20 protein-coding genes are annotated in these 22,757 nt (G+C 70.6%); 5 read left to right on the top strand and 15 right to left on the bottom strand.

Features of this window, described 5'->3' with window-relative positions:
- Positions 1-10: 10 nt before the first annotated feature.
- Positions 11-1,516, bottom strand: a complete 1,506-nt coding sequence (gene mqo, locus ACPCHZ_RS17770) for a malate dehydrogenase (quinone) (protein WP_423486097.1) — start codon at positions 1,514-1,516, stop codon at positions 11-13.
- A gap of 193 nt (positions 1,517-1,709) precedes the next feature.
- On the opposite strand from mqo, the gene ACPCHZ_RS17765 reads away from it, so the two are divergent.
- Together ACPCHZ_RS17765 and mtr are read left to right on the top strand one after the other, a co-directional pair.
- Positions 1,710-2,738, top strand: a complete 1,029-nt coding sequence (locus ACPCHZ_RS17765) for an alpha/beta hydrolase (RefSeq protein WP_423485926.1) — start codon at positions 1,710-1,712, stop codon at positions 2,736-2,738.
- 5 nt (positions 2,739-2,743) lie between these two features.
- On the top strand, positions 2,744-4,159 hold the full coding sequence (gene mtr / locus ACPCHZ_RS17760) for a mycothione reductase (RefSeq protein ID WP_423486096.1): 1,416 nt from the start codon (positions 2,744-2,746) through the stop codon (positions 4,157-4,159).
- A gap of 85 nt (positions 4,160-4,244) precedes the next feature.
- Here mtr and ACPCHZ_RS17755 read toward each other — a convergent pair whose 3' ends face one another.
- The 12 genes from ACPCHZ_RS17755 to ACPCHZ_RS17700 form a co-directional block, all read right to left on the bottom strand.
- Positions 4,245-4,985, bottom strand: coding sequence for an energy-coupling factor ABC transporter ATP-binding protein (locus tag ACPCHZ_RS17755; RefSeq protein WP_423485925.1), 741 nt, complete (start codon positions 4,983-4,985; stop codon positions 4,245-4,247).
- Positions 4,982-5,755 carry a cobalt ECF transporter T component CbiQ gene (gene cbiQ, locus ACPCHZ_RS17750; protein WP_423485924.1) on the bottom strand — a complete coding sequence of 258 codons (774 nt, stop codon included), beginning with the start codon at positions 5,753-5,755 and terminating at the stop codon, positions 4,982-4,984. The genes ACPCHZ_RS17755 and cbiQ overlap by 4 nt, the downstream gene beginning before the upstream one ends.
- A 3-nt stretch (positions 5,756-5,758) precedes the next feature.
- The gene (locus ACPCHZ_RS17745) at positions 5,759-6,091 is read right to left on the bottom strand and encodes a PDGLE domain-containing protein (RefSeq protein ID WP_423485923.1); all 333 of its coding nucleotides are present in this window, start codon (positions 6,089-6,091) and stop codon (positions 5,759-5,761) included.
- A complete protein-coding gene (locus tag ACPCHZ_RS17740; RefSeq protein WP_423485922.1) occupies positions 6,088-6,786 on the bottom strand; it encodes an energy-coupling factor ABC transporter permease in 699 nt (232 codons plus the stop codon). Before ACPCHZ_RS17740 ends, ACPCHZ_RS17745 begins: the two co-directional genes overlap by 4 nt.
- A 55-nt stretch (positions 6,787-6,841) precedes the next feature.
- A complete protein-coding gene (locus tag ACPCHZ_RS17735; protein WP_423485921.1) occupies positions 6,842-7,684 on the bottom strand; it encodes a class I SAM-dependent methyltransferase in 843 nt (280 codons plus the stop codon).
- An 80-nt stretch (positions 7,685-7,764) separates the two neighbouring features.
- Complete coding sequence (locus ACPCHZ_RS17730) at positions 7,765-10,623, bottom strand: BTAD domain-containing putative transcriptional regulator (RefSeq protein WP_423485920.1); 2,859 nt, start codon at positions 10,621-10,623, stop codon at positions 7,765-7,767.
- A 56-nt stretch (positions 10,624-10,679) separates the two neighbouring features.
- Positions 10,680-11,009 (bottom strand): ArsR/SmtB family transcription factor, encoded by a 330-nt coding sequence (locus ACPCHZ_RS17725; RefSeq protein WP_372503793.1) that lies wholly within the window; start codon positions 11,007-11,009, stop codon positions 10,680-10,682.
- A gap of 46 nt (positions 11,010-11,055) precedes the next feature.
- Positions 11,056-11,787 (bottom strand): FadR/GntR family transcriptional regulator, encoded by a 732-nt coding sequence (locus ACPCHZ_RS17720; RefSeq protein WP_423485919.1) that lies wholly within the window; start codon positions 11,785-11,787, stop codon positions 11,056-11,058.
- Between the two features lie 10 nt (positions 11,788-11,797).
- Positions 11,798-12,571 carry a 3-oxoacyl-ACP reductase gene (locus ACPCHZ_RS17715; RefSeq protein ID WP_364978844.1) on the bottom strand — a complete coding sequence of 258 codons (774 nt, stop codon included), beginning with the start codon at positions 12,569-12,571 and terminating at the stop codon, positions 11,798-11,800.
- Positions 12,572-13,963, bottom strand: a complete 1,392-nt coding sequence (locus ACPCHZ_RS17710; protein ID WP_423485918.1) for an aldehyde dehydrogenase family protein — start codon at positions 13,961-13,963, stop codon at positions 12,572-12,574.
- Positions 13,944-14,681 (bottom strand): gamma-glutamyl-gamma-aminobutyrate hydrolase family protein, encoded by a 738-nt coding sequence (locus ACPCHZ_RS17705; protein WP_423485917.1) that lies wholly within the window; start codon positions 14,679-14,681, stop codon positions 13,944-13,946. The genes ACPCHZ_RS17710 and ACPCHZ_RS17705 overlap by 20 nt, the downstream gene beginning before the upstream one ends.
- 34 nt (positions 14,682-14,715) lie before the next feature.
- Positions 14,716-16,083 (bottom strand): glutamine synthetase family protein, encoded by a 1,368-nt coding sequence (locus ACPCHZ_RS17700; protein ID WP_423485916.1) that lies wholly within the window; start codon positions 16,081-16,083, stop codon positions 14,716-14,718.
- Positions 16,084-16,273: 190 nt separating this feature from the next.
- Here ACPCHZ_RS17700 and ACPCHZ_RS17695 point away from each other — a divergent pair, with 190 nt between their 5' ends.
- The 3 genes from ACPCHZ_RS17695 (at position 16,274) to ngg (ending at position 21,465) form a co-directional block, all read left to right on the top strand.
- Positions 16,274-17,815, top strand: coding sequence for an amino acid permease (locus ACPCHZ_RS17695; RefSeq protein WP_423485915.1), 1,542 nt, complete (start codon positions 16,274-16,276; stop codon positions 17,813-17,815).
- Between the two features lie 66 nt (positions 17,816-17,881).
- A complete protein-coding gene (locus tag ACPCHZ_RS17690; protein ID WP_423485914.1) occupies positions 17,882-19,687 on the top strand; it encodes an N-acetylglutaminylglutamine amidotransferase in 1,806 nt (601 codons plus the stop codon).
- 53 nt (positions 19,688-19,740) lie between these two features.
- Positions 19,741-21,465, top strand: coding sequence for an N-acetylglutaminylglutamine synthetase (gene ngg, locus ACPCHZ_RS17685; protein ID WP_423486095.1), 1,725 nt, complete (start codon positions 19,741-19,743; stop codon positions 21,463-21,465).
- A 4-nt stretch (positions 21,466-21,469) separates the two neighbouring features.
- Here the strand turns inward: ngg and ACPCHZ_RS17680 are convergent, their stop codons facing one another.
- Both ACPCHZ_RS17680 and ACPCHZ_RS17675 read right to left on the bottom strand, forming a co-directional pair.
- A complete protein-coding gene (locus ACPCHZ_RS17680) occupies positions 21,470-22,033 on the bottom strand; it encodes an alpha/beta fold hydrolase (protein ID WP_423485913.1) in 564 nt (187 codons plus the stop codon).
- Positions 22,034-22,094: 61 nt separating this feature from the next.
- Positions 22,095-22,754 (bottom strand): hypothetical protein, encoded by a 660-nt coding sequence (locus tag ACPCHZ_RS17675; RefSeq protein ID WP_423485912.1) that lies wholly within the window; start codon positions 22,752-22,754, stop codon positions 22,095-22,097.
- Between the last annotated feature and the right edge of the window lie 3 nt (positions 22,755-22,757).

Below are 22,757 nucleotides of genomic sequence, written 5' to 3'. Positions count from 1 at the left end.
GCGGACCACGTCAGGCAGTGGCCGCGGTGGGTGAATGCTCGGTGCCTGCGGTGTTCTGGTGATCGACGGTGGCGGGTACCCCGCTGGCCGGCCGGTCCAGCTTGAGGACCTTGGTGCCGTGCGCCCACACCTCGTCGAACAGCTTCGGCTCGTTGGACAACTGAACGCCCAGCGACGGCACGATCTCCTGCAGCTTGGGCAGCCAGGACGTGTAGCGGTCGCCGAAGCAGCGCTCCATCACGTCGAACATCGCGGGCACCGCCGTCGACGCACCGGGCGAGGCACCCAGCAGGCCGGCGATGCTGCCGTCGGCCGCCGCGAGAACGGTGGTGCCGAACTCCAGCACGCCGCCGCGGCCCTTGCGGCGGACCACCTGCACGCGCTGACCGGCGATGTCCAGTTCCCAGTCGGAATCGTTTGCGCTGGGGGCGAATTCACGCAGCACCTCGACGCGGTCGGCCTCGCTGAGCCGCAGCTGTCCGATCAGGTACTTGACCAGGCCCAACTCCGTCACACCGACGCCCAGCATGGACGCCAGGTTGTTCGGCCGCACCGAGAACGGCAGATCGGTGACCTTGCCCTGCTTGAGGAACTTCGGGGACCAGCCGGCGAACGGACCGAACAGCAGATACGACTTTCCGTTGATCACGCGGGTGTCCAGGTGCGGCACGGACATCGGCGGGGCGCCCAGCGGCGGCTGGCCGTACACCTTGGCCTGATGACCGGCGGTCAGGCGCTGGTTGTCGGTACGGAGCCACTGACCTCCGACGGGGAACCCGCCGAAGCCCTTGGCCTCGGCGATGCCTGCGCGCTGCAGCAGCGGCAGTGCACCGCCGCCGGCGCCGACGAAGACGAACTTGGCGTTCAGCTTGCGCTTGGCGCCGGTGCGCCGGTTGGCCACTTTGAGTGTCCAGCTGCCGTCGGACTGCTTGTCCAGGTCGCGAACCTCGTGGCCGAAGTAGGTGGTCATGCCCTGCTTGGCGGCGAAGCCGATGAGCTGGCGCGACAGCGAACCGAAGTCCACGTCGGTGCCGTCCTGCGTCCAGTTCAGCGCGACGGGGTCTGAGAAGTCGCGCTTCTCGGCCATCAGCGGGAGCCGGCGGGTGAACTCGTCGCGGTCGTCGATGAACTCCATCGTGGCGAACAGCGGGTTGGTGACCAGCGCGTCGTACCGCTTGCGCAGGTACTGCACGTTCTTGGCGGCGCTGACGAAGCTGACGTGCGGGATCGGGTTGAGGAAGCTGCGGACGTCGGGCAGCACGCCGTTCTCCACGGCGTAGGACCAGAACTGGCGCGACACCTGGAACTGCTCGTTGACGTGCACGGCCTTGGAGATGTCGATTTCGCCGTCGGGCAGTTCGGGGGTGTAGTTCAGCTCGCACAGCGCCGAGTGGCCGGTGCCCGCGTTGTTCCACGGGTCGCTGCTCTCGGCGGCGGCGCCGTCCAGCCGCTCTATCAGGGTGATCGACCAGTCGGGCTCCACCAGCCGGATCAGGGCGGCCAGTGTCGCGCTCATGATGCCCGCGCCGACCAGCGCGACGTCGGTCTGGGTGGCTGCCTCTGACTTCGACACTCGGCCCTCACATGCTCACGCGGTCCGTTCGACACGGTTCAGCTCTCAGGTTATCCCGACACCGATGCCCCAAACCGGGCCAGGGCTGTGCAACTCCTCACCCCGGCGCCGGTGCGCGGGCTCTAAGGTGGCTGAGGTGACCGGCTGGGAGCCCGACGTTCTGCCCGGCTACTGGCAGCACACCGTGGCGCTGGGTGCCGATCCCGATAGGGAGGGCGAGCTCGTCGCGACCGTGGTCCGCCGCGGCGAGGCCCAGGAGGCCGGGCACGCGGTGCTGCTGGTGCACGGGTTCACCGACTACTTCTTCCACACCGAGCTGGCCGACTGGCTGGCTGCCCGCGGCTTCGCCGTCTACGCTCTGGACCTGCACAAATGTGGGCGGTCGCGGCAGCAGGGGCAGACCCCGCACTTCACCACCGACCTGAGCCGGTACGACGCCGAACTGGAGCGGGCGTGCGAGATCGTCGCGGCCGAGACCGGCGGCGCCGACGTCCTGGTGATGGCGCACTCCGCGGGCGGGCTGATCGTCTCGCTGTGGCTGGACCGGCTGCGGCGACGCGGCCGCACCGCGCAGTGCCATGTGACCGGTCTGGTGCTCAACAGCCCGTGGCTCGATCTGCAGGGCCCGGCGATCCTGCGGTTCGCAGGCACCTCGGCGGCGATGTCGGCGGCGTCGCGGCTGCGCAAGCGCCAGGTGGTGCGCACCCCGGTGCCCGAGGGCGGCTACGGCGCCTCGCTGCACCGCGACTACGCCGGCGAATTCGACTACAACCTGGACTGGAAGCCGGTCGGCGGGTTCCCCGTGACCGTCGGCTGGATCCACGCCATCCGCCGCGGGCATGCCCGGCTGCACCGCGGTCTGGACGTCGGGGTGCCCAATCTGATCCTGCGGTCCGACCACAGCGTGCGCGAGGTGGGTGACCCGGCGGGCATCGACGCCATCCAGCGCGGCGACGCGGTGCTCGACGTGGGGCAGATCGCGCGGTGGGCGGGCTGCATCGGCAACCGGTCGACCGTGGTGCCTGTGGTCGACGCGAAGCACGACGTGTTCCTCTCCCTGGCCGGGCCACGGGCGGTGGCCTACCGTGAACTGGACCGCTGGCTGGACGGTTACCTGACGGACACATGCTCCGACACTCCGTCGACACGAACCCGACAGGAGTGATGGCTGTGGCCGACTTCGACATCGCGATCATCGGCACCGGATCGGGCAACTCCGTGCTCGACGAGCGCTACGTCGGCAAGCGGGTGGCCATCGCGGAGAAGGGGCTGTTCGGCGGCACCTGCCTCAACGTCGGGTGCATCCCCACCAAGATGTTCGTCTACGCCGCGGGCGTCGCCCAGCAGGTGCACGACTCGGCCCGGTTCGGCGTCGACGCCCACGTCGACGCGGTCCGCTGGACCGACATCGTCTCGCGGGTGTTCGGCCGCATCGACCCGCTCGCCAGCGGGGGGGAACACTACCGGCGGTCCTCGCCCGACGTGGAGGTGTTCGCCAGCCACACCCGCTTCGCCGCAGCCGATCCCGGTGCCGACGGTTACCGGCTGCGCACCGACGACGGCGACGAGTTCACCGCCGACCAGGTGGTGCTCGCCGCGGGCTCGCGGGCGACCGTGCCGCCGGCGATCCTGGACTGCGGCGTGGCCCATCACACCAGCGACAGCATCATGCGCATCTCGGAGCTGCCCGAGCACATCGTCATCGTGGGCGGCGGTTTCGTGGCCGCCGAATTCGCGCACGTCTTCTCGTCGCTGGGCTCGAAGGTGACCATCGTGCTGCGCGGCACCACGATGCTCACCCACTGCGACGACACCGTCTGCGAACGGTTCACCGACATCGCGGGCAAGAAGTGGGAGATCCGCAGCCGCCGCAACATCGTCAGCGGCAGCTCCGACGACTCCGGGGTCACGCTGCACCTCGACGACGGGTCCAACCTGCACGCCGACACCCTGCTCGTCGCCACCGGGCGCATCCCCAACGGCGATCAGCTCGACGCCCACCACGCCGGGGTCAAGGTCGAGGACGGGCTGGTGGCCGTCGACGATTTCCAGCGCACCACGGCGCGCAACGTCTACGCACTCGGCGACATCAGTTCGCCGTATCAGCTCAAGCACGTCGCCAACCACGAGGCCAGGGTGGTCAAGCACAACCTGCTGCAGGACTGGGACGACACCGAAAACCTGATGCCCGCCAACCACCGCAACGTGCCGTCGGCGGTGTTCACCGAGCCGCAGATCGCGTCGGTCGGGTTGACCGAGAACGAGGCCCGCGCAGCGGGTTACCGCATCCGGTCGAAGGTGCAGGACTACGGCGACGTCGCCTACGGTTGGGCGATGGAGGACTCGACCGGCTTCGCGAAGCTGATCGTCGACGACGACACCGGGTTGCTGCTGGGCGCGCACATCATGGGACACCAGGCGTCGTCGATCATCCAGCCGCTGATCCAGGCCATGGCGTTCGACCTGCCTGCTCAGGACATGGCCCGCGGCCAGTACTGGATCCACCCCGCGTTGCCGGAGGTCGTCGAGAACGCCCTGCTGGCGCTGTGCGGCGAGCCACCGTGGCCGCCGGCCCGACGGCACTGAGGCCCTTCAGGACTCGCGAGACTGCTGTCAGATCGTGATCGGCTCACCCAGGACGATCTGACCGCAGTCTCGGCGTGACTCATTTTCAGCGCGTCGGCACCACGAAGCCCCATGGCAGTTCCAGCCGGTGGGCGGCCAGCAGGGCGCCGTCGGCGAGCACCGTGCCGATCGGACCGTCGGCGACCACGACGCCGCCGTCCATCACCACCGCCCGCTCACACAGCTGTGCGGCGTAGGGCAGGTCGTGGGTGACGACGAGCATCGTGGAGCCGAGCGTCAGCAGCGTCTCGGCGAGTTCGCGGCGCGCCACCGGGTCGAGGTTGGCCGACGGCTCGTCGAGCACCAGGATCTCGGGCCTGCAGGCCAGCACGGTGGCCAGTGCCGCGCGCCGGCGCTGCCCGGCCGACAGGTGCGACGGGTTGCGGTCGGCGAGCCCGGTCGCCGACACCGTGGCCAGCGCCTCGCGCACCCGGCCGTCCAGCTCGTCGCCGCGGACACCGAAGTTCGCCGGGCCGAACGCCACGTCCTGCGCGACCGTCGGCATGAACAGTTGGTCGTCGGGGTCCTGGAAGACCAGGCCCACCCGGCGCCGGATGTCGCGGACGGTCTTGCGGCCGACCGGGACACCGCCGATCGCGACGGAGCCGGCGGTCGCCGTCAGCACGCCGTTGAGGTGCAGCATCAGGGTGGTCTTGCCCGCCCCGTTCGGGCCAAGCACCGCGACCCGCTCGCCGGCGGCGACGGTCAGGTCGAGGCCGTTGAGTGCGGCCCTGCCGTCGGGATACACATGGTGCAGCCCCTCGATCCGCACCGCGGGCGCGGTCATGTGCTCACCCACGCCGCCGCGCAGACCGCCACGGCCGTCACCGCAGGCGCCATCGCGGCGGCCCACAGCGCCGGCCTGGCGCGGGCAGGAGCGCCGACGGCGGCGAGATCGGGTGCCGCGCCGTCGAATCCGCGGGACAGCATCGCGACGTACACGCGTTCACCGCGTTCGAAGGAACGCAGGAACAGGGTCCCGACGCCGCGGGCGATGGCGCCGGCCTGATGCAGCGCCCGCGGTGAGTCGCCGCGCGAGATCCGCGCCATCCGCATGCGGCCCGCCTCGGCGGTGAGCAGGTCGACGTAACGGATCATCAGCACCAGCACGGAGGTCAGCACGGCCGGAACCCGAAGCCGGCTCAGCGCGGCGGGGAGCTCGGTGGCCTGCGTGGTGGCGGCGAACGTCAGCGCGGCCGCCACGCCGAGCGTGCCCTTGACGACGATGCCCCACGCCGCATACAGGCCGGTGACCGAGAGGTCCATCCCCGAGACGGTGACGCGCGGACCACCTTCGGTGAACGGCAGCAGGGCCGCGAGGACGACGAAGGGCGCCTCGATCAGCATCCGCGGCAGTATCCAGCGCGCCGGGATGCGGGCGACCGACCAGCACGCCACCACCACAGCGGCATACACCGCGTACGACCAGAACATCTCCCGGGGCGTCGCGACCACAGCGAGGACGAACACGACCAGGCAGACGATCTTGACCTCTGCCGGCGTCCGGTGCACCACCGAGTCGCTGTGGCGGTAGAGCGGGTGCGCGCCTGCGCCCATGGGTTAGCGCTTGCTCCTGGCGATGCCCCAGAACGCCCCACCCGCCACCGCGAGCGTGACGAGTACGCCGACGATCCCGGCGATGCCGCCCGTCGCGGAGTGCCCGCCGATCGCGTAGTCGGCCAGTGGCGACGACGCCAGCGGATGCTCGGTCGCGTGCTGTGCGATGCAGGCGCCGCTGAGTTCCTCGCCCGCGGTGGTCTCCACCACGTGGCAGCCCTGCAGCGTCGCGGAGTCGAGACCGTCGGGGCTGCCGCTGGCGAAGTAGGACAGCCCGCCGGCGATCACCAGCACGGCCGCGGCGAAGACGAACCAGAACACCCGCCGCCGCGTCATGCCGACACCCGGGTGCGGTGGCGCAGCAGATGCACCAGGTCGGGCCGGGCGCCCGCGACGGCCACCACGGTGAGGGCGGTGATCACTCCCTCGCCGATCCCGATAAGCACGTGGGTGGTGAACATGTAGCCGGCGACCGTGCTCAGCGACCCGCCTGCCGCCCCGCCGAGCGCGAACTCGACGACGAATCCCATTGCCGCGCAGACCGTCCCGATGAGCGCGGCGAAGAAGGCGATGCCGCCCAGCGTCCTGGTGGACACCTCGCCGCGGCGCCGGGCCAGCGCGTACCCCGCCACCGCCGTGCCGTAGCCGGCCAGCACACCGATCACCGCCATATTGGTGATGTTGGTGCCCAGCGCGCTCACCCCGCCGTCGGCGAACAGCAGCGACTGCACCACCAGGACGATGGCGATGCACAGCGCCCCGGTGTACGGGCCGACGAGGATCGCGGCGAGTGCGCCGCCGAGCAGGTGCCCGCTGACACCGGGCAGGATCGGGAAGTTCACCATCTGCACCGCGAAGACGAACGCGGCGACCAGTCCGGCCAGTGGGACGGTGCGCTCGTCGAGTTCGGTGCGGGCCCGCACGACGCAGAATCCGACTGCCGCGACGGCGATCACGCCGAAGAGCAGCGACACCGGCGCACTGACGATGCCGTCGCTCATGTGCATGGCGACGGCGCTGGTGGCGGCCATCCGCTGAGCCTATGACCGCGCACGACATCTGTCCAGATGAACAGATGGACACGTGTCAGCGCTTCGTCGCCGTCGCGATCAGGTACTCGGCCTCCCAGACCGCCCGGTCCCCGTCGCCGCGGTTGGCGCCGACGAGGAACCGCAGGAAGTCCCGGTCCAGCGCCTCCACGCGGTCCGGTACGCCGGCGTTGTACGCATAGGTCGCGATCGTCGGCCCGTAGTGGCGCTTCCAGTACTCGCGGAACTGCGCGGGCGACGTGCAGTGGTCGAGTACGACCGTCGCGCGCTCGAACGTCCACCCGGTGACCCGATCTCCGAACAGGTTTCGGACGTGGGCCTCGTCACCCCACATCGGCGGCGAACCGGCACCGGGAGGCGGTGGCGCGGCGTAGGGCTTCATGGTGGCGAACAGCTGCCCGACGAAGCCCGAGGGCGTCCAGTTGATCATGCCGATCCTGCCACCGGGCCGGAGCACCCGGACGAGTTCACCGGCGGTGGTCTCGTGGTGCGGTGCGAACATCGCCCCGACACAGGACATCACGACGTCGAAGGCGCCGTCGGCGAACGGCAGCGCCTCCGCGTCGGCCTCCACCCATTCCAGCTCGACTCCGCGCGCCGCGGCGATCCGCCTGCCCGCCTCGAACAGTTCCGGCGCCAGGTCGCCTGCCGTGACCATTGCTCCCGCGGCCGCCGCGGGGATCGCGGCGTTGCCGGATCCCGCCGCCACGTCGAGCACCCGGTCACCCGGCCGCACCGCGCACGCCCGCACCAGTGCGGGCCCGAGGGACGGGATCAGTTCGGCGGCGACGGCCGGGTAGTCACCCGACGCCCACAGCGCGCGGTGCTTCGCCTTGAGCGCCCGGTCGGCCTCGTCGATCGTCGTGTGTTCAGTGGCCATCGGTCCTCCAGTTCTCGGTGGTGGCTCCACGATCGGCGGCCACGATTGGGAGGACCTTCGGCGTTCGTTGAATGCGCAGTTCAGGGCGTGAGGAGGCGCTGCAGACCGGACCGGGCGAGCGCCATGGTCTCCAGGCCGCCCGGGGCGCCGGGCCGGCCGTCGAACCGGTCGTCACCGGGCCGCGCGCGTCGCAACGCCGCGGCGTCGGCGCCGGCCCGCTCCAGCAGCATGGTCACGTAGCGCAGGCAGTACCAGTGCTGCGCCCCGGCGCCGGGACCGGCCTGGCTCCAGTGGTCGAGCACCTCGAGCAGTTGTCCGGCCGCGGCCGCCGGGTCACCGTGCGCGGCGGTCACCGCCGCGGACTCCATCCGGGCGATGCCCGTCAGCCAGTTGTTCTGCACCGGCGCGGCCAACGCGAACGCCTCGTCCAGCACGGCCACCGCACCTTCGGGATCCGAGGACTTCAGGCAGCGGCCCAGTGCGCAGCGAGCCATCGCCATGGTGCTCGGATTCCCTGTGGTCCCAGCGAGGCGGACGGCCTCCTGCGCGGCGGCCAGCCCCGCCTCCGGGACACCGAGGACGTCGTGGGCCACCGTGCTGTTGTAGAGGTTCCACACCATCCTCGGCGCGTCGACGGCGTCGCGCGCGACTGCGCACTCCTCGAGGTAATGCGCAAGGGCCACAGCGGGATCACCGCAGATCACCGCCACGTCGGCGGGGATGTCACCCGGGTACCCGAGGTAGGAGTGACCGCGATCGGGCACCCGGCCGTCGGCCAGGGCGGCGAGCGCCAGGGCGTGGGAGAACCGGCCGAGCACCCACGCGCCACGCGCGGACACCCCGACCGCCGCCGCGAACAGCGGATGGGCGGGGTCGGCGGACTCGATCGCCCGATCCACCCAGTCCATCGAGGTGTAGCCGACCCGCATGTGCATCAGCTCGGGCAGTGACGCGACGAGGCGCAGCGCGAGGCCGGTGTCACCGTCGGCCATCGCGCGCTCGAACGCCGTGCGCAGGTTGTCGTGGTCGGGAGAGGTGAAGGTGGTTCCCGCGGTCGGCGCCATCCGCTCGATCCACGCCTGCTCGTCGGAACCGTGCATGGCCGTCGCGCCGCGCTCGGCCAACTCGGTGAAGTACGTCGCGTGCCGCGCGGCGTACCGGTCACAGGCGTCGTTCTCGTGAGTAGCGTTGCTGCGCAACCGGTCCCGGCCGTAGGCTCGCAGCGTCTCCAGCACCGAGTAGCGGGTCCCGGCACCGCCGTGGGCGGCGACCACCATCGACTTGTCCACCAGGCCGGTCAGCAGTTCCAGCGTGTCGTCCTCGTCGTCGGCAGGCTCGGCGCAGACCCCGTGCACCGCCTCCAGGTCGAAGCTGCCCGCGAACACCGACAACCGGTCGAACAGGGTCTGCTCCCGCTCGGCGAGCAGACGGTAGGACCAGTCGATGGTCGCCGCGACGCTCTGCTGGCGCGGATGGGCGCCGCGCGCACCGCCGCTGAGCAGCCGCAGCCGGTCCAGTCGTCGCGCCACGTCCAGGCTGCTCATCGCCCGCAGACGCGCGGCGGCGAGTTCGATGGCCAGCGGCACACCGTCGAGCCGGCGGCAGATCTCGGCCACCGCGCCGATCGGTTCGGTGGCCAGGTCGAAGTCCGGCCGGATCGCCCTGGCCCGGTCGGCGAACAGGGCCGTGGCGTCGCCCTCGGGCAGCGGTTCGACGGGCAGCAGCCGCTCGCCCTCGATGCCGAGGGACTCCCTACTCGTGGCGAGCACTGCGATCCCGGCACACTCCCGGGTGATGCGGTCGACCAGCTCCGCCGCGGCGGCCAGCACGTGCTCGCAGTTGTCCACGACCAGCAGCAGCCGGCGGGTCCGCAGGTGGTCGACCACGGTCGCGACGGCGGTGCCGCTGCCCTGCGGCAGGCCGAGTGCGGCCGCGACGGCCCGGCCCACCGCGGACCCGTCGTCGAGTGGGGCGAGCTCGCAGGTCCGCACGCCGTCGGGGAAGCCGTCGGCGCGGTCGGCGGCCTCCAGCGCCAGCCGGGTCTTGCCCACTCCCCCCACGCCGGTCAGTGTCAGCGCGGCCCCGGCCTGCAGCGCGCCGGTGATCGCGGCCAGCTCCCTCGTCCGGCCGATGAACCGGGTCGCCCGGCGGGCGGTCGGGCGGGCGGGCTCCGGCCCCGGGGCGGACGCGGCCTGCGGGGTGGGTGTCGATGCGCCGGCGAGGATCTCACGGTGCACGGCCTCCAGCGCCGGTCCTGGTTCGACGCCCAGCTCCGCGACCAGCCGCGCCCGCATCCGCCGGTAGGTCTGCAGCGCGGCGGCCTGACGGCCGCTGCGGGACTGCGCCAGCATCAGCTGTCCGGTGATGCGCTCGTCGAGTGGATAAGCCGTTGCCGCAGCGCTCAATTCGGCGAGCAGCGCGGTGTGGCGGCCCGCGCGCAGCGCGGCGTCGTTGCGGTCGAGCGTGGCCGAGAGCAACTCGGTCTCCAGCGCCGCGCGCACCTCGTTCACCCACGGCGTGTCGAGGCCGGCGAACGGCTCGCCGGCCCACAGCGCCATGGCGCCGTCGAACGCCGCGAGCGCGTCTCCCGGGTGTTCGGCGGCGCGGGCGGCCCCGACCAGGGTGCGGAACCGGTGCAGGTCGACCGACTCTGGCTGCGCGTTCAGCGTGTAGCCGGCCGTTCCGCGGGCGATGTGCACGGCGTCGGCCCCGGCCAGCGCGTGCCGGAGCCTGGACACGTACGCCGCCAGCGCATTACGGGCCCGGTGCGGCGGCTCGTCCGCCCACACCCGCTCGATGAGCTGGTCGGCCGACACCGGCCGGTTCACGTCGACCAGCAGACAGGCGAGCACACAGCGCTGCCGCGCATGCCCGATGTCGAGGCCGTCGCCGTCCACGCGGGCCTCGACCTCACCGAGCAACCGGAAATGCACCCCCATCGGGATACAGCGTCCACCACCGGAGCACCGCGTGCCGGGGAAACACGCGGAGCGGGTCAGTCGTGGCGGGCCCCGATCCAGTGCAGCAGGTCGTGCACCGTCTGGTCCTCGAGGCGGTAGCTGACCGACCGGCCCACCCGGGTCGAGCTGACCCAGCCCTGTTCCCGCAGCACCCGCAGCGCCTGCGAGACCGCGTTCTCCGACCGGCCCAGGGCGGCTGCCAGGTCGCTGACGCAGATTCCGGGCGCTCGGTGCAGCCCGAGCAGGATGCCCAGCCGGTTCGGATCGGACAGCAGGTCGAACCGCTGCGTCCAGCCCGCGGTGTCGACGTCGGCCAGCGCCGAGGTCGCCCGCTCGACGTGCACGTGCTCGCCGGCTCGGATCACAGATCTCAATGTAGCGCTCGACGGGCCCCGGTGAGCGCCGCCGGCATCAGTCGAGGAAGCCGTGCAGCAGCGTGGCCGAGCCGGCGACGTGGACGCACATGGCGTCGGCCGCGCCGTCGGCGTCCCCGGCCAGGATCGCGATCACGATGGCCTCGTGCTGTTCGTCGGAGTGGGCGATGTTGCGAGCCAGCAGCGGGATCCGGTCCAGCATCGCGTTGAGCCGCATTCTGTTCTCGGCCACCAGCGGCACCAGCGACGGCGAGCCGGCAGCCTCGGCGATCGCGAGGTGCAGCCGCGAGTCGAGCCGGCGGTAGTCGTCGGGCGCCGCACCCCGCACGTCGGCCAGCCGCGACCACAGGCCCTCGCGCTCGGCGGCGGTCAGCGTGCGGTGCGCCGCCATCCGGGCGGCGCCCACCTCGAGGATCTCCCGCAGCCGCAGTGCGTCGTCTATCTCCGCGCGGCTGGCACCGGCCTGTTCACCGGTGTGCCGAGGCAGTTCGTCGGCCAGGAAAGTCCCGCCGTAGCGGCCGCGCCGCGCCACCAGATAGCCGGCACCGGCCAGCGACCGGATCGCCTCGCGCACGGTGTCGCGGCTGACTCCCAGCCGCGCCGCCAGCTCACGCTCGGGCGGCAGCGACTCCCCCGGTGCGACCACCCCGAGCCGGATCATCTGCAGAAGTCGGCCGACGGTGTCCTCGAAGGCGTTTCCCAGCCGCACCGGTCGCAGCAGGGCATCGCCTGCTTCCGGGGGAACCGGCACGTCCGGGTCGGCCGTCATTCGCAGTGGCTTACAGCGGGGTGACGTAGTGGCCGCTGATGCCGCCGTCGACCAGGAAGCTCGACGCGGTGATGAACGAGGCGTCGTCACTGGCCAGGAACGCCACTGCCGCGGCGAGTTCCTCCGGCTCGGCGAACCGGCCCACCGGCACGTGCACCAGCCGCCGCGCCGCCCGCTCGGGGTCCTTGGCGAAGAGTTCCTGCAGCAGCGGGGTGTTCACCGGCCCCGGGCACAGCGCGTTGACCCGGATGCCCTGCCGGGCGTACTGGACGCCGAGCTCCCGCGAGATGGCCAGCACGCCACCCTTGGAGGCGGTGTAGGAGATCTGCGACGTCGCCGACCCCATCACCGCCACGAACGACGCGGTGTTGATGATCGACCCCTTCTGCGCCGGGACCATGTGCCGCAGTGCGGCCTTGCAGCAGAAGAACACCGACTTGAGGTTGATGTCCTGCACCCGCTGCCACGCGTCGATGCCGGTGTTCTCGATCAGGTCGTCCTCGGGCGGGCTGATCCCGGCGTTGTTGAACGCGATGTCCACCGAGCCGTGGGTCTCGGCGGCGGTGTCGAACAGCGCGTCGACCGCGGCCTGGTCGGAGACGTCGACGGTGACGAAGGTGCCGTTCAGGTCGTCGGCGACGGACTTGCCCGCGGCCGGGTCGATGTCACCGATCACGATCGTGGCGCCCTCGGCCTTCATCCGCTTGGCGCTCGCCAGCCCGATGCCGCTGGCGCCGCCGGTGATCACGGCGACCTTGCCGGCCAGTCGCTGGGTCAGGTCCATTCAGCTCTCTCCTCTTCGGCTTGTCTTCAGGTCGACGGCGATGAAGACGTTCTTGGTCTCGGTGAACGACAGCGGCGCATCGGGTCCGAGCTCGCGGCCGAGTCCCGACTGCTTGAACCCGCCGAACGGGGTGGTGTAGCGCACCGAGGAGTGCGAGTTCACCGACAGGTTCCCCGATTCCACCGCGCGGGAGACCCGCAGCGCGCGCGACAGGTTGTCGGTCCAGATCGATCCCGACAGCCCGTAGGGCGTGTCGTTGGCCAGCGTGATCGCGTCGGCCTCGTCGTCGAACGGCAGCACGGTGACCACCGGCCCGAAGATCTCCTCGCGCACGGTGCGGTCCTCGCGCTGCGGGGTGAGCACCGTGGGCGGGAACCACCAGCCGGGCCCCGACGGTGCGGCCCCGCGGAACGCCACCGGTGCATCGTCGGGCACGTAGGCGGCGACCGAATCCCGGTGTGCTCGCGAGACCAGCGGCCCCATCTCGGTGTCCTCGGCCCGGGGGTCGCCGACCACCAGGCCCTTGACGGCCGGCTCCAGCAGCTCCATGAACCGCTCGTACACGTTGCGCTGCACCAGAATCCGGCTGCGCGCGCAGCAGTCCTGGCCGGCGTTGTCGAACACGCCGTACGGCGCGGTGGCGGCGGCCTTCTCCAGGTCGCAGTCGTCGAAGACGATGTTGGCGCTCTTGCCGCCCAATTCCAGGGTGACGCGCTTGACCTGCGCGGCGGCCCCCGCCATCACGCGGGTGCCGACCTCGGTGGATCCGGTGAACACGATCTTGCGCACGTCCGGATGGGTGACGAACCGCTCGCCCACCACCGAGCCCTTGCCGGGCAGCACCTGGAACAGGCCGTCCGGCAGGCCCGCCTCCAGCGCGAGCTCACCGAGCCGGATGGAGGTGAGCGGCGTCCACTCGGCCGGCTTGAGCACCACGGCGTTGCCCGCCGCCAGCGCGGGCGCGAAGCCCCACGCCGCGATGGTCATCGGGAAGTTCCACGGCGTGATCACCCCTACCACGCCGAGCGGCTCGTTGAACGTCACGTCGAGTCCGCCGGCGACGGGAATCTGCTTGCCGGACAGCCGTTCCGGCGATGCGGAGTAGAACTGCAGCACGTCGCGGACGTGGCCGGCCTCCCAGGTGGCGTTGCCGATCGGGTGCCCGGAGTTGGCGACCTCCAGCGCGGCGAGCTCCGGCACGTGGGCGTCCACGGCGGCCGCGAAGGAGCGCAGCGCCGCCGCCCGCTCGGCAGGCGCCTGCCGGGCCCACACCCGCTGCGCGGTGACCGCCCGCGCGACCGCCTCGTCGACACCGGCGACGTCGAGGAGTTCGACCGAGCGCAGCACCTCTTCGGTGGCCGGGTTGACGACGTCACTGATGCTGGTGCTCAAAGGTGTTCCTTTCCTTGGCATGTACGGCCGCGGCGGACACCACACCGGCGAACAACCGCAGATCGTCGAGTCGTTCCTCGGGATGCCACTGCACGGCCACCACCCACGCGTCCGGGTGGGCGGTGCGATCCAGCTCCACCGCCTCGATCACCCCGTCGTCGTCGCGGGCACTGACGACCAGGCCATCGCCGAGGCGGTCGATGGCCTGGTGGTGGTAGCACTGCGCGTCCGAGGTCTTCCCGATGAGGTCCGTCAGCCGGGTGCCCGGTTCGGTCCACACGGCCGATGTGCCGAACACCGCGTTGCCCTTCTGGTGATGGGTGTGGCCGATGACGTCGGGCAGGTGCTGGATCAGGCTTCCGCCGAGGGCCACGTTGAGCACCTGGGCGCCGCGACAGATGCCGAGCACGGGCATGCCGCGCCGCATCGCGCCGTCGACCAGGGCGAACTCCCAGGCGTCGCGGGCGCGGTCGGGCTCGTCGGTGAGCGGATGGGGCCGCTGCCCGTAGCGGGCCGGGTCGACGTCCTTGCCACCGGTGAGGATCAGCCCGTCCAGGCCGTCGAGCACCCGGTCGGCGGCGCCTGCGTCGGTGGGCTGCGGCGGCAGCAGGACGGCCACCCCGCCGGCCAGGTTGACGCCCTGGAAGTAGATGGCCGGCAGGAAGCTCGCCTGCACGTCCCACACCCCGGTCTGCGCCTGCTGCAGGTAGGTGGTCATGCCGAGGACGGGGGGCACAGTGCGTCCGGCGGGGTCAGAGCCGCTCAAAACCACGCACCCGCTCCCAGTCGGTGACCGCGGCGTTGAATGCGGCGAGTTCGACGCGGGCGTTGTTGAGGTAGTGGTCCACCACCTCGTCGCCGAACGCGTCACGCGCCACCTTCGACCCGTCGAACAGCGCCGCGGCCTCGGCCAGCGTCGTGGGCAGCCGCTCGGCCCCGCTGGTGTAGGCGTTGCCCTCCAACGGTTCCGGCAGTTCGAGCTCGTTCTCGATGCCGTACAGGCCGCCGGCGATCAGCGCCGACACCGCGAGGTACTGGTTGACGTCGCCGCCTGGCGCCCGGCACTCCATCCGCATGCCCGCGCCGTGGCCGACCACCCGCAACGGGCAGGTGCGGTTGTCGATGCCCCACGCGATCGCGGTCGGGGCGAAGCTGCCCTCGGCGAACCGCTTGTAGGAGTTGATGTTCGGTGCGTAGAACAGCGTGAGCTCGCGCATCGTGGCCAGCTGGCCCGCGATGAAGCTGCGGAACATCGGCGACATGCCGAGCGGGTCGCCGTCGTCGGCGAACACCGACGCGCCGTCCTCTCCGCGCAGCGAGATGTGGATGTGGCAGCTGTTGCCCTCGCGCTCGTCGAACTTCGCCATGAAGGTCAGGCTCTTGCCGTGCTGGTCGGCGATCTCCTTGGCGCCGTTCTTGTAGATCGTGTGGTTGTCACACGTGGTCCGGGCGTGGTCATAGCGGAAGCCGATCTCCTGCTGGCCGAGGTTGCACTCGCCCTTGACGCCCTCGCAGTACATCCCGGCGCCCTCCATGCCGCGGCGGATGTCGCGCAGCAGCGGCTCCATCCGCGTCGAGGCGAGCATCGCGTAGTCGATGTTGTAGTCGGTGGCCGGCCGCAGGTTGCGGTAGCCGGCGCTCCACGCGTCGCGGAATCCGGTGTCGAACACCATGAACTCGAGTTCGGTCGCGGCGTAGGGCACCAGCCCCATGTCCGCGAGCCGGTCGATCTGAGCGTTGAGGATGCTGCGTGGCGCCTGGATCACCGGATTGCCGTCGGTCCACGAGAGGTCGGCCATCACCAGCGCGGTGCCCGGCAGCCAGGGCAGCAGCCGCAGTGTCGAGAAGTCCGGCGTCATCACCATGTCCCCGTAGCCGGTCTCCCAGCTGGAGATCGCGTAGCCGTCGACGGTGTTGTTGTCGACGTCGACGGCGAGCAGGTAGTTGCAGCACTCGGCGCCGTGGGCGGCGGCGTCCTCGACGAAGAGGCGCGCCGACAGCCGTTTGCCGGTGAGCCGGCCCTGCATGTCGCAGAACGCCACGATCACGGTGTCGATGTCGCCGTCGGCGACCGACCGCTCGAGTTCCGCCTGGGACAGCATGCCGGGGTTCGGGCTCATGGGGGACCTTCCTCGAGGACATCCGATCGGCTGACTCAGACCGCCAGATTCAACCATTGAAGCGCACAGCCACCGTTCACACGCCTGCATGTTTACAGGAACGTCACTCCCAAAGGTAGGACATCAGACCATTGCACACCTATTCTTTCGAGCGGCGAACGCCGTCCCGCCGACGAAGGAGCGCATGCGCATGGCCGAACCGAAGAGGTCCGAGGACACCATGAAGTCCTCCGGGGTCACCTACAGCCAGGCCGGCGAGGGGTACTTCGAGAAGCGGCAACTCAAGCGGACCGCAGGCTTCTGGGGGATCTGGGGCATCGGCATCGCGGCGGTGATCTCCGGCGACTTCTCCGGCTGGAACTACGGCATCGGCGAGGCCGGCTGGGGCGGCCTGGCGATCGCTTCGGTCGTCATCATCGTCATGTACTTCGGGATGCTGTTCTCCATCGGTGAGATGTCGGCGGCCATGCCGCACACCGGCGGCGCCTACTCGTTCGCCCGCGCGGCGATGGGGCCGTGGGGCGGCTTCGTCACCGGTTTCGCCGAGACGATCGAGTACGTGTTCACCACCGCTGTGGTGGTGTTCTTCTCCGCCAGCTACGCCAACGCGGTGACCGACGACCTGTTCGGGCTGTCCATGCCCGCCTGGGTGTGGTGGATCATCCTCTACGCGATCTTCATCGCGCTGAACTCCTGGGGCGCCGCACTGTCGTTCAAGTTCGCCCTGGTGGTCGCCGTCATCTCGATCGGCATCCTGGTGCTGTTCGGCGTCCTCGCGGTGGTCAACGGCGCCGTGGACTTCGGCAAGCTGTTCGACATCGCGCCCACCGACGCCGCAGGCGCCAGCACCTTCCTGCCGATGGGCTGGATCGCCGTCCTCTACGCGCTGCCGTTCGCGATGTGGTTCTTCCTCGGCATCGAGGAGCTGCCGCTGGCCGCCGAGGAGGCCCACGACCCCGCGCGTGACATCCCCAAGGCCGGGATCTGGGGCATGATCACCCTGGTCGGCTGCGGGGCCATCGTGTTCTTCCTCAACCCCGCCGTCACCGGCTCATCGGCGCTCGGCGCATCCGACGAACCGCTGCTCGACGGCTTCCGGGCGTTCCTGCCCGCCAACCTGGCCGCGGTGTTGTCGGCATTCGCGCTGATCGGCCTGCTGGCCAGCCTGCAGGGCATCATGTACGCCTACGGCCGGAACATGTACTCGCTGAGCCGGGCCGGCTACTACCCGAAGACGTTGTCGCTCACCGGGTCCCGCCAGACGCCGTACGTCGCATTGCTGGCGGGCGCGGTCATCGGCTACATCGCCCTGGTCGTGGTGAACCTGAACGAGGGCGCAGGCGACGTCGTGCTCAACATCGCGGTGTGGGGCGCGGTGCTGGCCTACGGCCTGCAGATGGTGTCGTTCCTGCTGCTGCGGCGCAAGTTCCCCAACGCGCGGCGGCCATGGGTGAGCCCGACGGGCCGGGCAGGCGCGATCGTCGCACTGGTGATCGCCGCGGTCACGTTCGTCGGCGTGCTGGTCAACCCGACCTACCGGCCTGCGGTGATCGCGATCGTCGTCTTCTACGTCATCGGCCTGCTGGTGTTCGGCCTCTACGGCCGGCACCGCCTGGTGCTCTCCCCCGAGGAGGAGTACGCCGTCACCGGTGGCCTGCACGGCTTCGACCCGGAGGCCGAGGGCCTGGGCGGGACCATCGAGGACGAGATCCTCAAGGGCCACACCGACTGATGCGATCTGGGTCACGCCAGGTCGCTCACCCGTTAATTTTTCCGCCCTGCGGGTAATGTCACCTGCGTGTGTGGAGCCACCGGCGAGGTACGCCTCGACGGCCGAACCCCTGACTTGGCCGCCGTGTCGAAGATGGCCGAGGCGATGTCGCCGCGCGGCCCGGACGGCGCGGGCGCCTGGTCAGCGGGCAGGGTCGCATTGGGTCACCGTCGCCTGAAGATCATCGACCTCACCGAGGCCGGCGGACAGCCCATGGTCGACTCCGACCTCGGTCTGGCGATCGCCTGGAACGGCTGCATCTACAACTACCCCGAACTGCGCCGCGAGTTGTCCGACCACGGCTACCGGTTCTTCTCCACCAGCGACACCGAGGTGATGCTGAAGGCCTACCACCGCTGGGGTGACCGGTTCGTCGACCACCTCAAGGGCATGTTCGCGTTCGCGATCGTCGAGCGCGAGTCCGGCCGGGTGCTGCTGGGCCGTGACCGGCTGGGCATCAAACCGCTGTACATCACCGAGGACGCACACCGCATCCGGTTCGCCTCGTCGCTGCCCGCCCTTCTGGCCGGCGGCGGCGTCGACACCCACATCGACCCGGTCGCGCTGCACCACTACCTCACGTTCCACTCGGTGGTGCCGCCGCCGCTGACCATCCTGCGGGGCGTCAAGAAGGTGCCGCCCGCGTCGCTGATCGCGATCGAGCCCGACGGCCGCCGGACCACCACCACGTACTGGTCCCCCGATTTCAGCCGCCAGGACGACCGCGCGGACTGGTCGGAGCAGGACTGGGAGGACGCCGTCCTCGCGTCGCTGCGGCTGGCCGTCGAGCGCAGGCTGGTGGCCGACGTGCCGGTCGGCTGCCTGCTGTCCGGCGGTGTGGACTCCAGCCTGATCGTCGGGCTGCTCGCCGAGGCCGGCCAGCACGGGTTGCAGACGTTCTCGATCGGCTTCGAGTCGGTGGGCGGCGTGGCCGGCGACGAGTTCAAGTACTCCGACATCGTCGCCGAACGGTTCGCCACCGACCACCATCAGATCCGGATCGGCACCGAGCGCATGCTGCCTGCGCTCGACGGTGCGATCGGCGCCATGAGCGAGCCGATGGTCAGCCACGACTGCGTGGCGTTCTACCTGCTCAGCCAGGAAGTGGCCAAGCACGTCAAGGTGGTGCAGTCCGGCCAGGGCGCCGACGAGGTGTTCGCCGGTTACCACTGGTACCCGCCGATGGGTGAGCCCGCCGCGAGCGGCCTCGACGGTGCGGTGCAGACCTACCGCGGCGCCTTCTTCGACCGCGACACCGCCGGCGTCGGCGGCCTGGTCACCCCCGGCTTCTTCGCCGACGGCGACCCGAGCCTGCGGTTCGTCGCCGAGCACTTCGGTATGCCGGGCGCCGAGTCCGGCGTCGACCGGGCGCTGCGCCTGGACACCACCGTCATGCTGGTCGACGACCCGGTCAAGCGGGTGGACAACATGACCATGGCGTGGGGTCTGGAGGGCCGCGTGCCGTTCCTGGACCACGAGCTCGTCGAGCTGGCGGCCACCTGTCCGCCGGAGTACAAGATCGCCCACGGCGGCAAGGGTGTGCTCAAGCAGGCGGCCCGCAAGGTCATCCCGGCCGACGTGATCGACCGGCCCAAGGGCTACTTCCCGGTGCCGGCGCTGACCCACCTCGAGGGCCCCTACCTCGACCTGGTGCGCGACGCGCTGTACGCGCCGGAGGCCAAGGAGCGCGGCCTGTTCCGCCCGGAGGCCGTCGAACGGCTGCTGGCCGACCCCAACGGCAGGCTGACACCGCTGCGCGGCAACGAGCTGTGGCAGATCGGGCTGCTCGAACTGTGGCTGCAACGGCACGGCATCAACGGGGCCGCGGCGTGACCGACACAGATCCACATGTGGTGTCCGCCGGTGATCACACCGAGGCCATCACCATGGGTCTGCACGACGCGTCGCCGCAGCACCTCGTCGACGCGATGGCCGACGACGTCGTTCTCGAACTCGGTTGGGGCCGTTTGATCTTCGGACAGACCTTCGCCGACCCGGAACGGCTGGCGCAGGCCCTGCAGCAGGAGGGGCCGGGGCGTCGCGACATCTGCATCTACGCCAGGGAGTCACACGTCCTCGTCGCGCGGTCGCCCTCGGAACTGTTCATCGACCCGAGTCACACCTACCGGTTGCGCTTCGCCGAGCGCGAGGTGCCCGACGCCGATCCCCTCGGGTTCACGGTGCGACCGCTCGCCGACGCCGCCGAGGCCGACGCGATGAACCGGGTGTACGTGCGCTGCGGCATGGTGCCCGCACCCGTCGACGTCATCTGGGCCAACCACCGCGACGTGGACGCGGTCGACTACCTGGTGGCGGTCCGCGACGATGACGGAACGGTGATCGGCACCGTCACCGGCGTCGACCACGAACTGCTCTTCGACGACCCCGAGGACGGGTCGAGCCTGTGGACGCTGGCGGTCGACCCCACCACCAGCCTGCCCGGCGTTGGGGCGGCGCTCACCCGGGTGCTGGCGGCGACCTACCGGGACCGCGGCCGCGCCTACATGGACCTGTCGGTCGCCCATGACAACGCCGCGGCGATCGCCCTGTACGAGAAGCTGGGCTTCCAGCGGGTGCCAGTGCTGGCGGTGAAGCGCAAGAACGCGATCAACGAACCGCTGTTCACCCACCCCCCGGAGACGGTCGACGACCTCAACCCCTACGCGCGGATCATCGCCGACGAGGCGATGCGTCGCGGCATCTGGGTGGAGGTGCTCGACGCCGGCGCCGGTGAGATGCGGCTCTCGCACGGCGGCCGCAGCGTGATCACCCGTGAGTCGCTCTCGGAGTTCACCTCCGCGGTGGCGATGAGCCGGTGCGACGACAAGCGCCAGACCCGGCGCATCGTGTCCGAGGCGGGCATCAAGGTGCCCAAGGGCCGGCTCGCCACCTTCGACGCCGAGGACCACGCGTTCCTCACCGAGGTCGGCGACGTCGTGGTCAAGCCCACCCGCGGCGAGCAGGGCAAGGGCATCACCGTCGGTGTCGACGGCCCCGAGGAACTCGACGCCGCCCTGGTGCGGGCGCGCGAGCAGCACCCCGAGGTGCTGATCGAACAGCGCGCCACCGGCGACGACCTGCGCCTGGTCGTGATCGACGGAAGGGTGGTCGCCGCCGCGCTGCGTAAGCCCGCGGAAGTCGTCGGCACGGGCAAGCACACCATCGGCGAACTGATCGAGACGCAGAGCAGGCGGCGGGCCGCCGCGACCGGGGGCGAGTCGCGCATTCCGATCGACGAGGTCACCGAATCCACCGTCCGCGAGGCCGGCTGGACCTTCGACGACGTACTGCCCGAGGGCGAGCGGCTGCGGGTGCGCCGCACCGCCAACCTCCATCAGGGCGGCACCATCCACGACGTCACCGCCGAGGTCAACCCCGAGTTGTGCCGGGTGGCGGTCACCGCCGCAGAAGCACTCGGCATCCCGGTGACCGGCATCGACCTCCTGGTGCCCGACGTCACCGACATCGAGTACGTGTTCATCGAGGCCAACGAGCGGCCGGGGCTGGCGAATCACGAACCTCAGCCCACCGCAGCGGCTTTCATCGATTTCCTGTTCCCGAACCAGCCGGGCCTGCCGCAGGCCTGGACTCCGGACGAGACAACTTCCTAGCCGGTCACCAGGTGCTGGTGCGCAGCACGATCTCGGCGGCGACCTGCGCCGTGGCGTCATGCGCATTGCGCCGGCCGAGCAGCTCGACCAGCCGGAACTCGCCGTACACGTAGCGCTGGCTGGCCTTGGCCACGGCTCGCGAGGCGGGGGTGCTCACCAGCGCCGTGGTGTTCATCTCGACCGGCGGGCAGTCCTCGTCGCGGACCACTCCGGACAGGTCGGCGACCCGGGGATGCCCCCGGTCGATGACGACCAGCCCGATGAACCGGTCGAGCCTGGTGGCCGCCAGCTCCCACGCCAGCTCGCCACCCACCTTGTCCCCCACCAGCAACGCCCAGCGCACGTCGAGTGCGTCGAGGATGCCCACCACCGCCTTGGGGGTCAGCCGCGGATCGGGACCGATGATGACCGTGCGCAGCGACGCGGTGTGCAAGCGCGCGCAGACCGCGTCATAGCTCGCGGGGGAATGATTGGCCGCGCCGAGGACCACCACGGTCGAGCCCTTCTCCGGGCCCGCCACGTCCACCGGGACGGAGAATCCGTCGACGGTGACCATGGATGAGAGCATTCGGCCACGCTACAGGGAGAAGCCGGGTCGCCCGGGCGGAATTACGTTCTTGACCCGACTCTCACTGTGCCCCAGCGCGTTGCGCCTGTCGGTCCGCGGTATCCAGAAACGTCTGCGGCAGCGTGCCTTTGACGGCGATGTCCGGATTCTCCGTCGGGAACGCGATGCCGAAGACGGCCATCGTGCCGACGTTCTCGAAGCTGAAATAGACACTGTTGTCGACGCCGGCGAGCGTCATCGTCTGTTGGTACACCAGCGCTTCGGGGCGAGGTGCAGGCAGTCGTGTGGTGGTCATCGGGATGCCCGGGGTGGCCGGGTCGAAGAACGTCTCGAATTTCGCGCACCGGTCGGCGGTCGCGGCGAGCTGCTCGACGTCCAGCGGCCACGTCAGAACGGTCATCACGATTCGCACGCCGTCCCAGGCGACCACGTACTCGGCCGCACTCCCGGGGCCGCGCTCACCCGATCCGGCGATCACCCTGGTGAGCCCGTCCGAGCAACCGGGCGGCTCGGACAGCATCGACGGCGGACCGCTTCGGGCACCGGGTTCGCCGGTCCCGTCGACGATCCGGTCGTACTGCACGCCGGCCGGGAAGTCCGCGGCGGTCAGCAGCGCTCGCTCCAGCCGGGCCCCCGGCCAGGTGGGTGTCCCGGTGACGGTCGTGCCGCATCCGGTGAGCGCGCACGCCGCCGCGAGCAGCGCCCCCCACCGGCCGACCATGAG

This window comes from Mycobacterium sp. NPDC050041 (genome assembly GCF_049541695.1).
GTDB lineage: Bacteria > Actinomycetota > Actinomycetes > Mycobacteriales > Mycobacteriaceae > Mycobacterium.
Note: the sequence above shows the minus strand (reverse complement) of the source record. Positions and strands in the feature narration are given on the sequence as shown.

What these genes read in the sequence shown, in the direction of transcription:
- ACPCHZ_RS17680 (WP_423485913.1), bottom strand. Translation starts at nt 22,033, where the DNA reads ATGCTCTCATCCATGGTCACCGTCGACGGATTCTCCGTCCCGGTGGAC.
- ACPCHZ_RS17695 (WP_423485915.1), top strand. Translation starts at nt 16,274, where the DNA reads ATGGCCGAACCGAAGAGGTCCGAGGACACCATGAAGTCCTCCGGGGTC.
- mqo (WP_423486097.1), bottom strand. Translation starts at nt 1,516, where the DNA reads ATGAGCGCGACACTGGCCGCCCTGATCCGGCTGGTGGAGCCCGACTGG.
- ngg (WP_423486095.1), top strand. Translation starts at nt 19,741, where the DNA reads ATGGGTCTGCACGACGCGTCGCCGCAGCACCTCGTCGACGCGATGGCC.
- ACPCHZ_RS17700 (WP_423485916.1), bottom strand. Translation starts at nt 16,083, where the DNA reads ATGAGCCCGAACCCCGGCATGCTGTCCCAGGCGGAACTCGAGCGGTCG.
- ACPCHZ_RS17740 (WP_423485922.1), bottom strand. Translation starts at nt 6,786, where the DNA reads ATGGCCGCCACCAGCGCCGTCGCCATGCACATGAGCGACGGCATCGTC.
- cbiQ (WP_423485924.1), bottom strand. Translation starts at nt 5,755, where the DNA reads ATGGGCGCAGGCGCGCACCCGCTCTACCGCCACAGCGACTCGGTGGTG.
- ACPCHZ_RS17735 (WP_423485921.1), bottom strand. Translation starts at nt 7,684, where the DNA reads ATGGCCACTGAACACACGACGATCGACGAGGCCGACCGGGCGCTCAAG.
- ACPCHZ_RS17715 (WP_364978844.1), bottom strand. Translation starts at nt 12,571, where the DNA reads ATGGACCTGACCCAGCGACTGGCCGGCAAGGTCGCCGTGATCACCGGC.
- ACPCHZ_RS17745 (WP_423485923.1), bottom strand. Translation starts at nt 6,091, where the DNA reads ATGACGCGGCGGCGGGTGTTCTGGTTCGTCTTCGCCGCGGCCGTGCTG.
- ACPCHZ_RS17730 (WP_423485920.1), bottom strand. Translation starts at nt 10,623, where the DNA reads ATGGGGGTGCATTTCCGGTTGCTCGGTGAGGTCGAGGCCCGCGTGGAC.
- ACPCHZ_RS17720 (WP_423485919.1), bottom strand. Translation starts at nt 11,787, where the DNA reads ATGACGGCCGACCCGGACGTGCCGGTTCCCCCGGAAGCAGGCGATGCC.
- ACPCHZ_RS17755 (WP_423485925.1), bottom strand. Translation starts at nt 4,985, where the DNA reads ATGACCGCGCCCGCGGTGCGGATCGAGGGGCTGCACCATGTGTATCCC.
- ACPCHZ_RS17705 (WP_423485917.1), bottom strand. Translation starts at nt 14,681, where the DNA reads ATGACCACCTACCTGCAGCAGGCGCAGACCGGGGTGTGGGACGTGCAG.
- ACPCHZ_RS17675 (WP_423485912.1), bottom strand. Translation starts at nt 22,754, where the DNA reads ATGGTCGGCCGGTGGGGGGCGCTGCTCGCGGCGGCGTGCGCGCTCACC.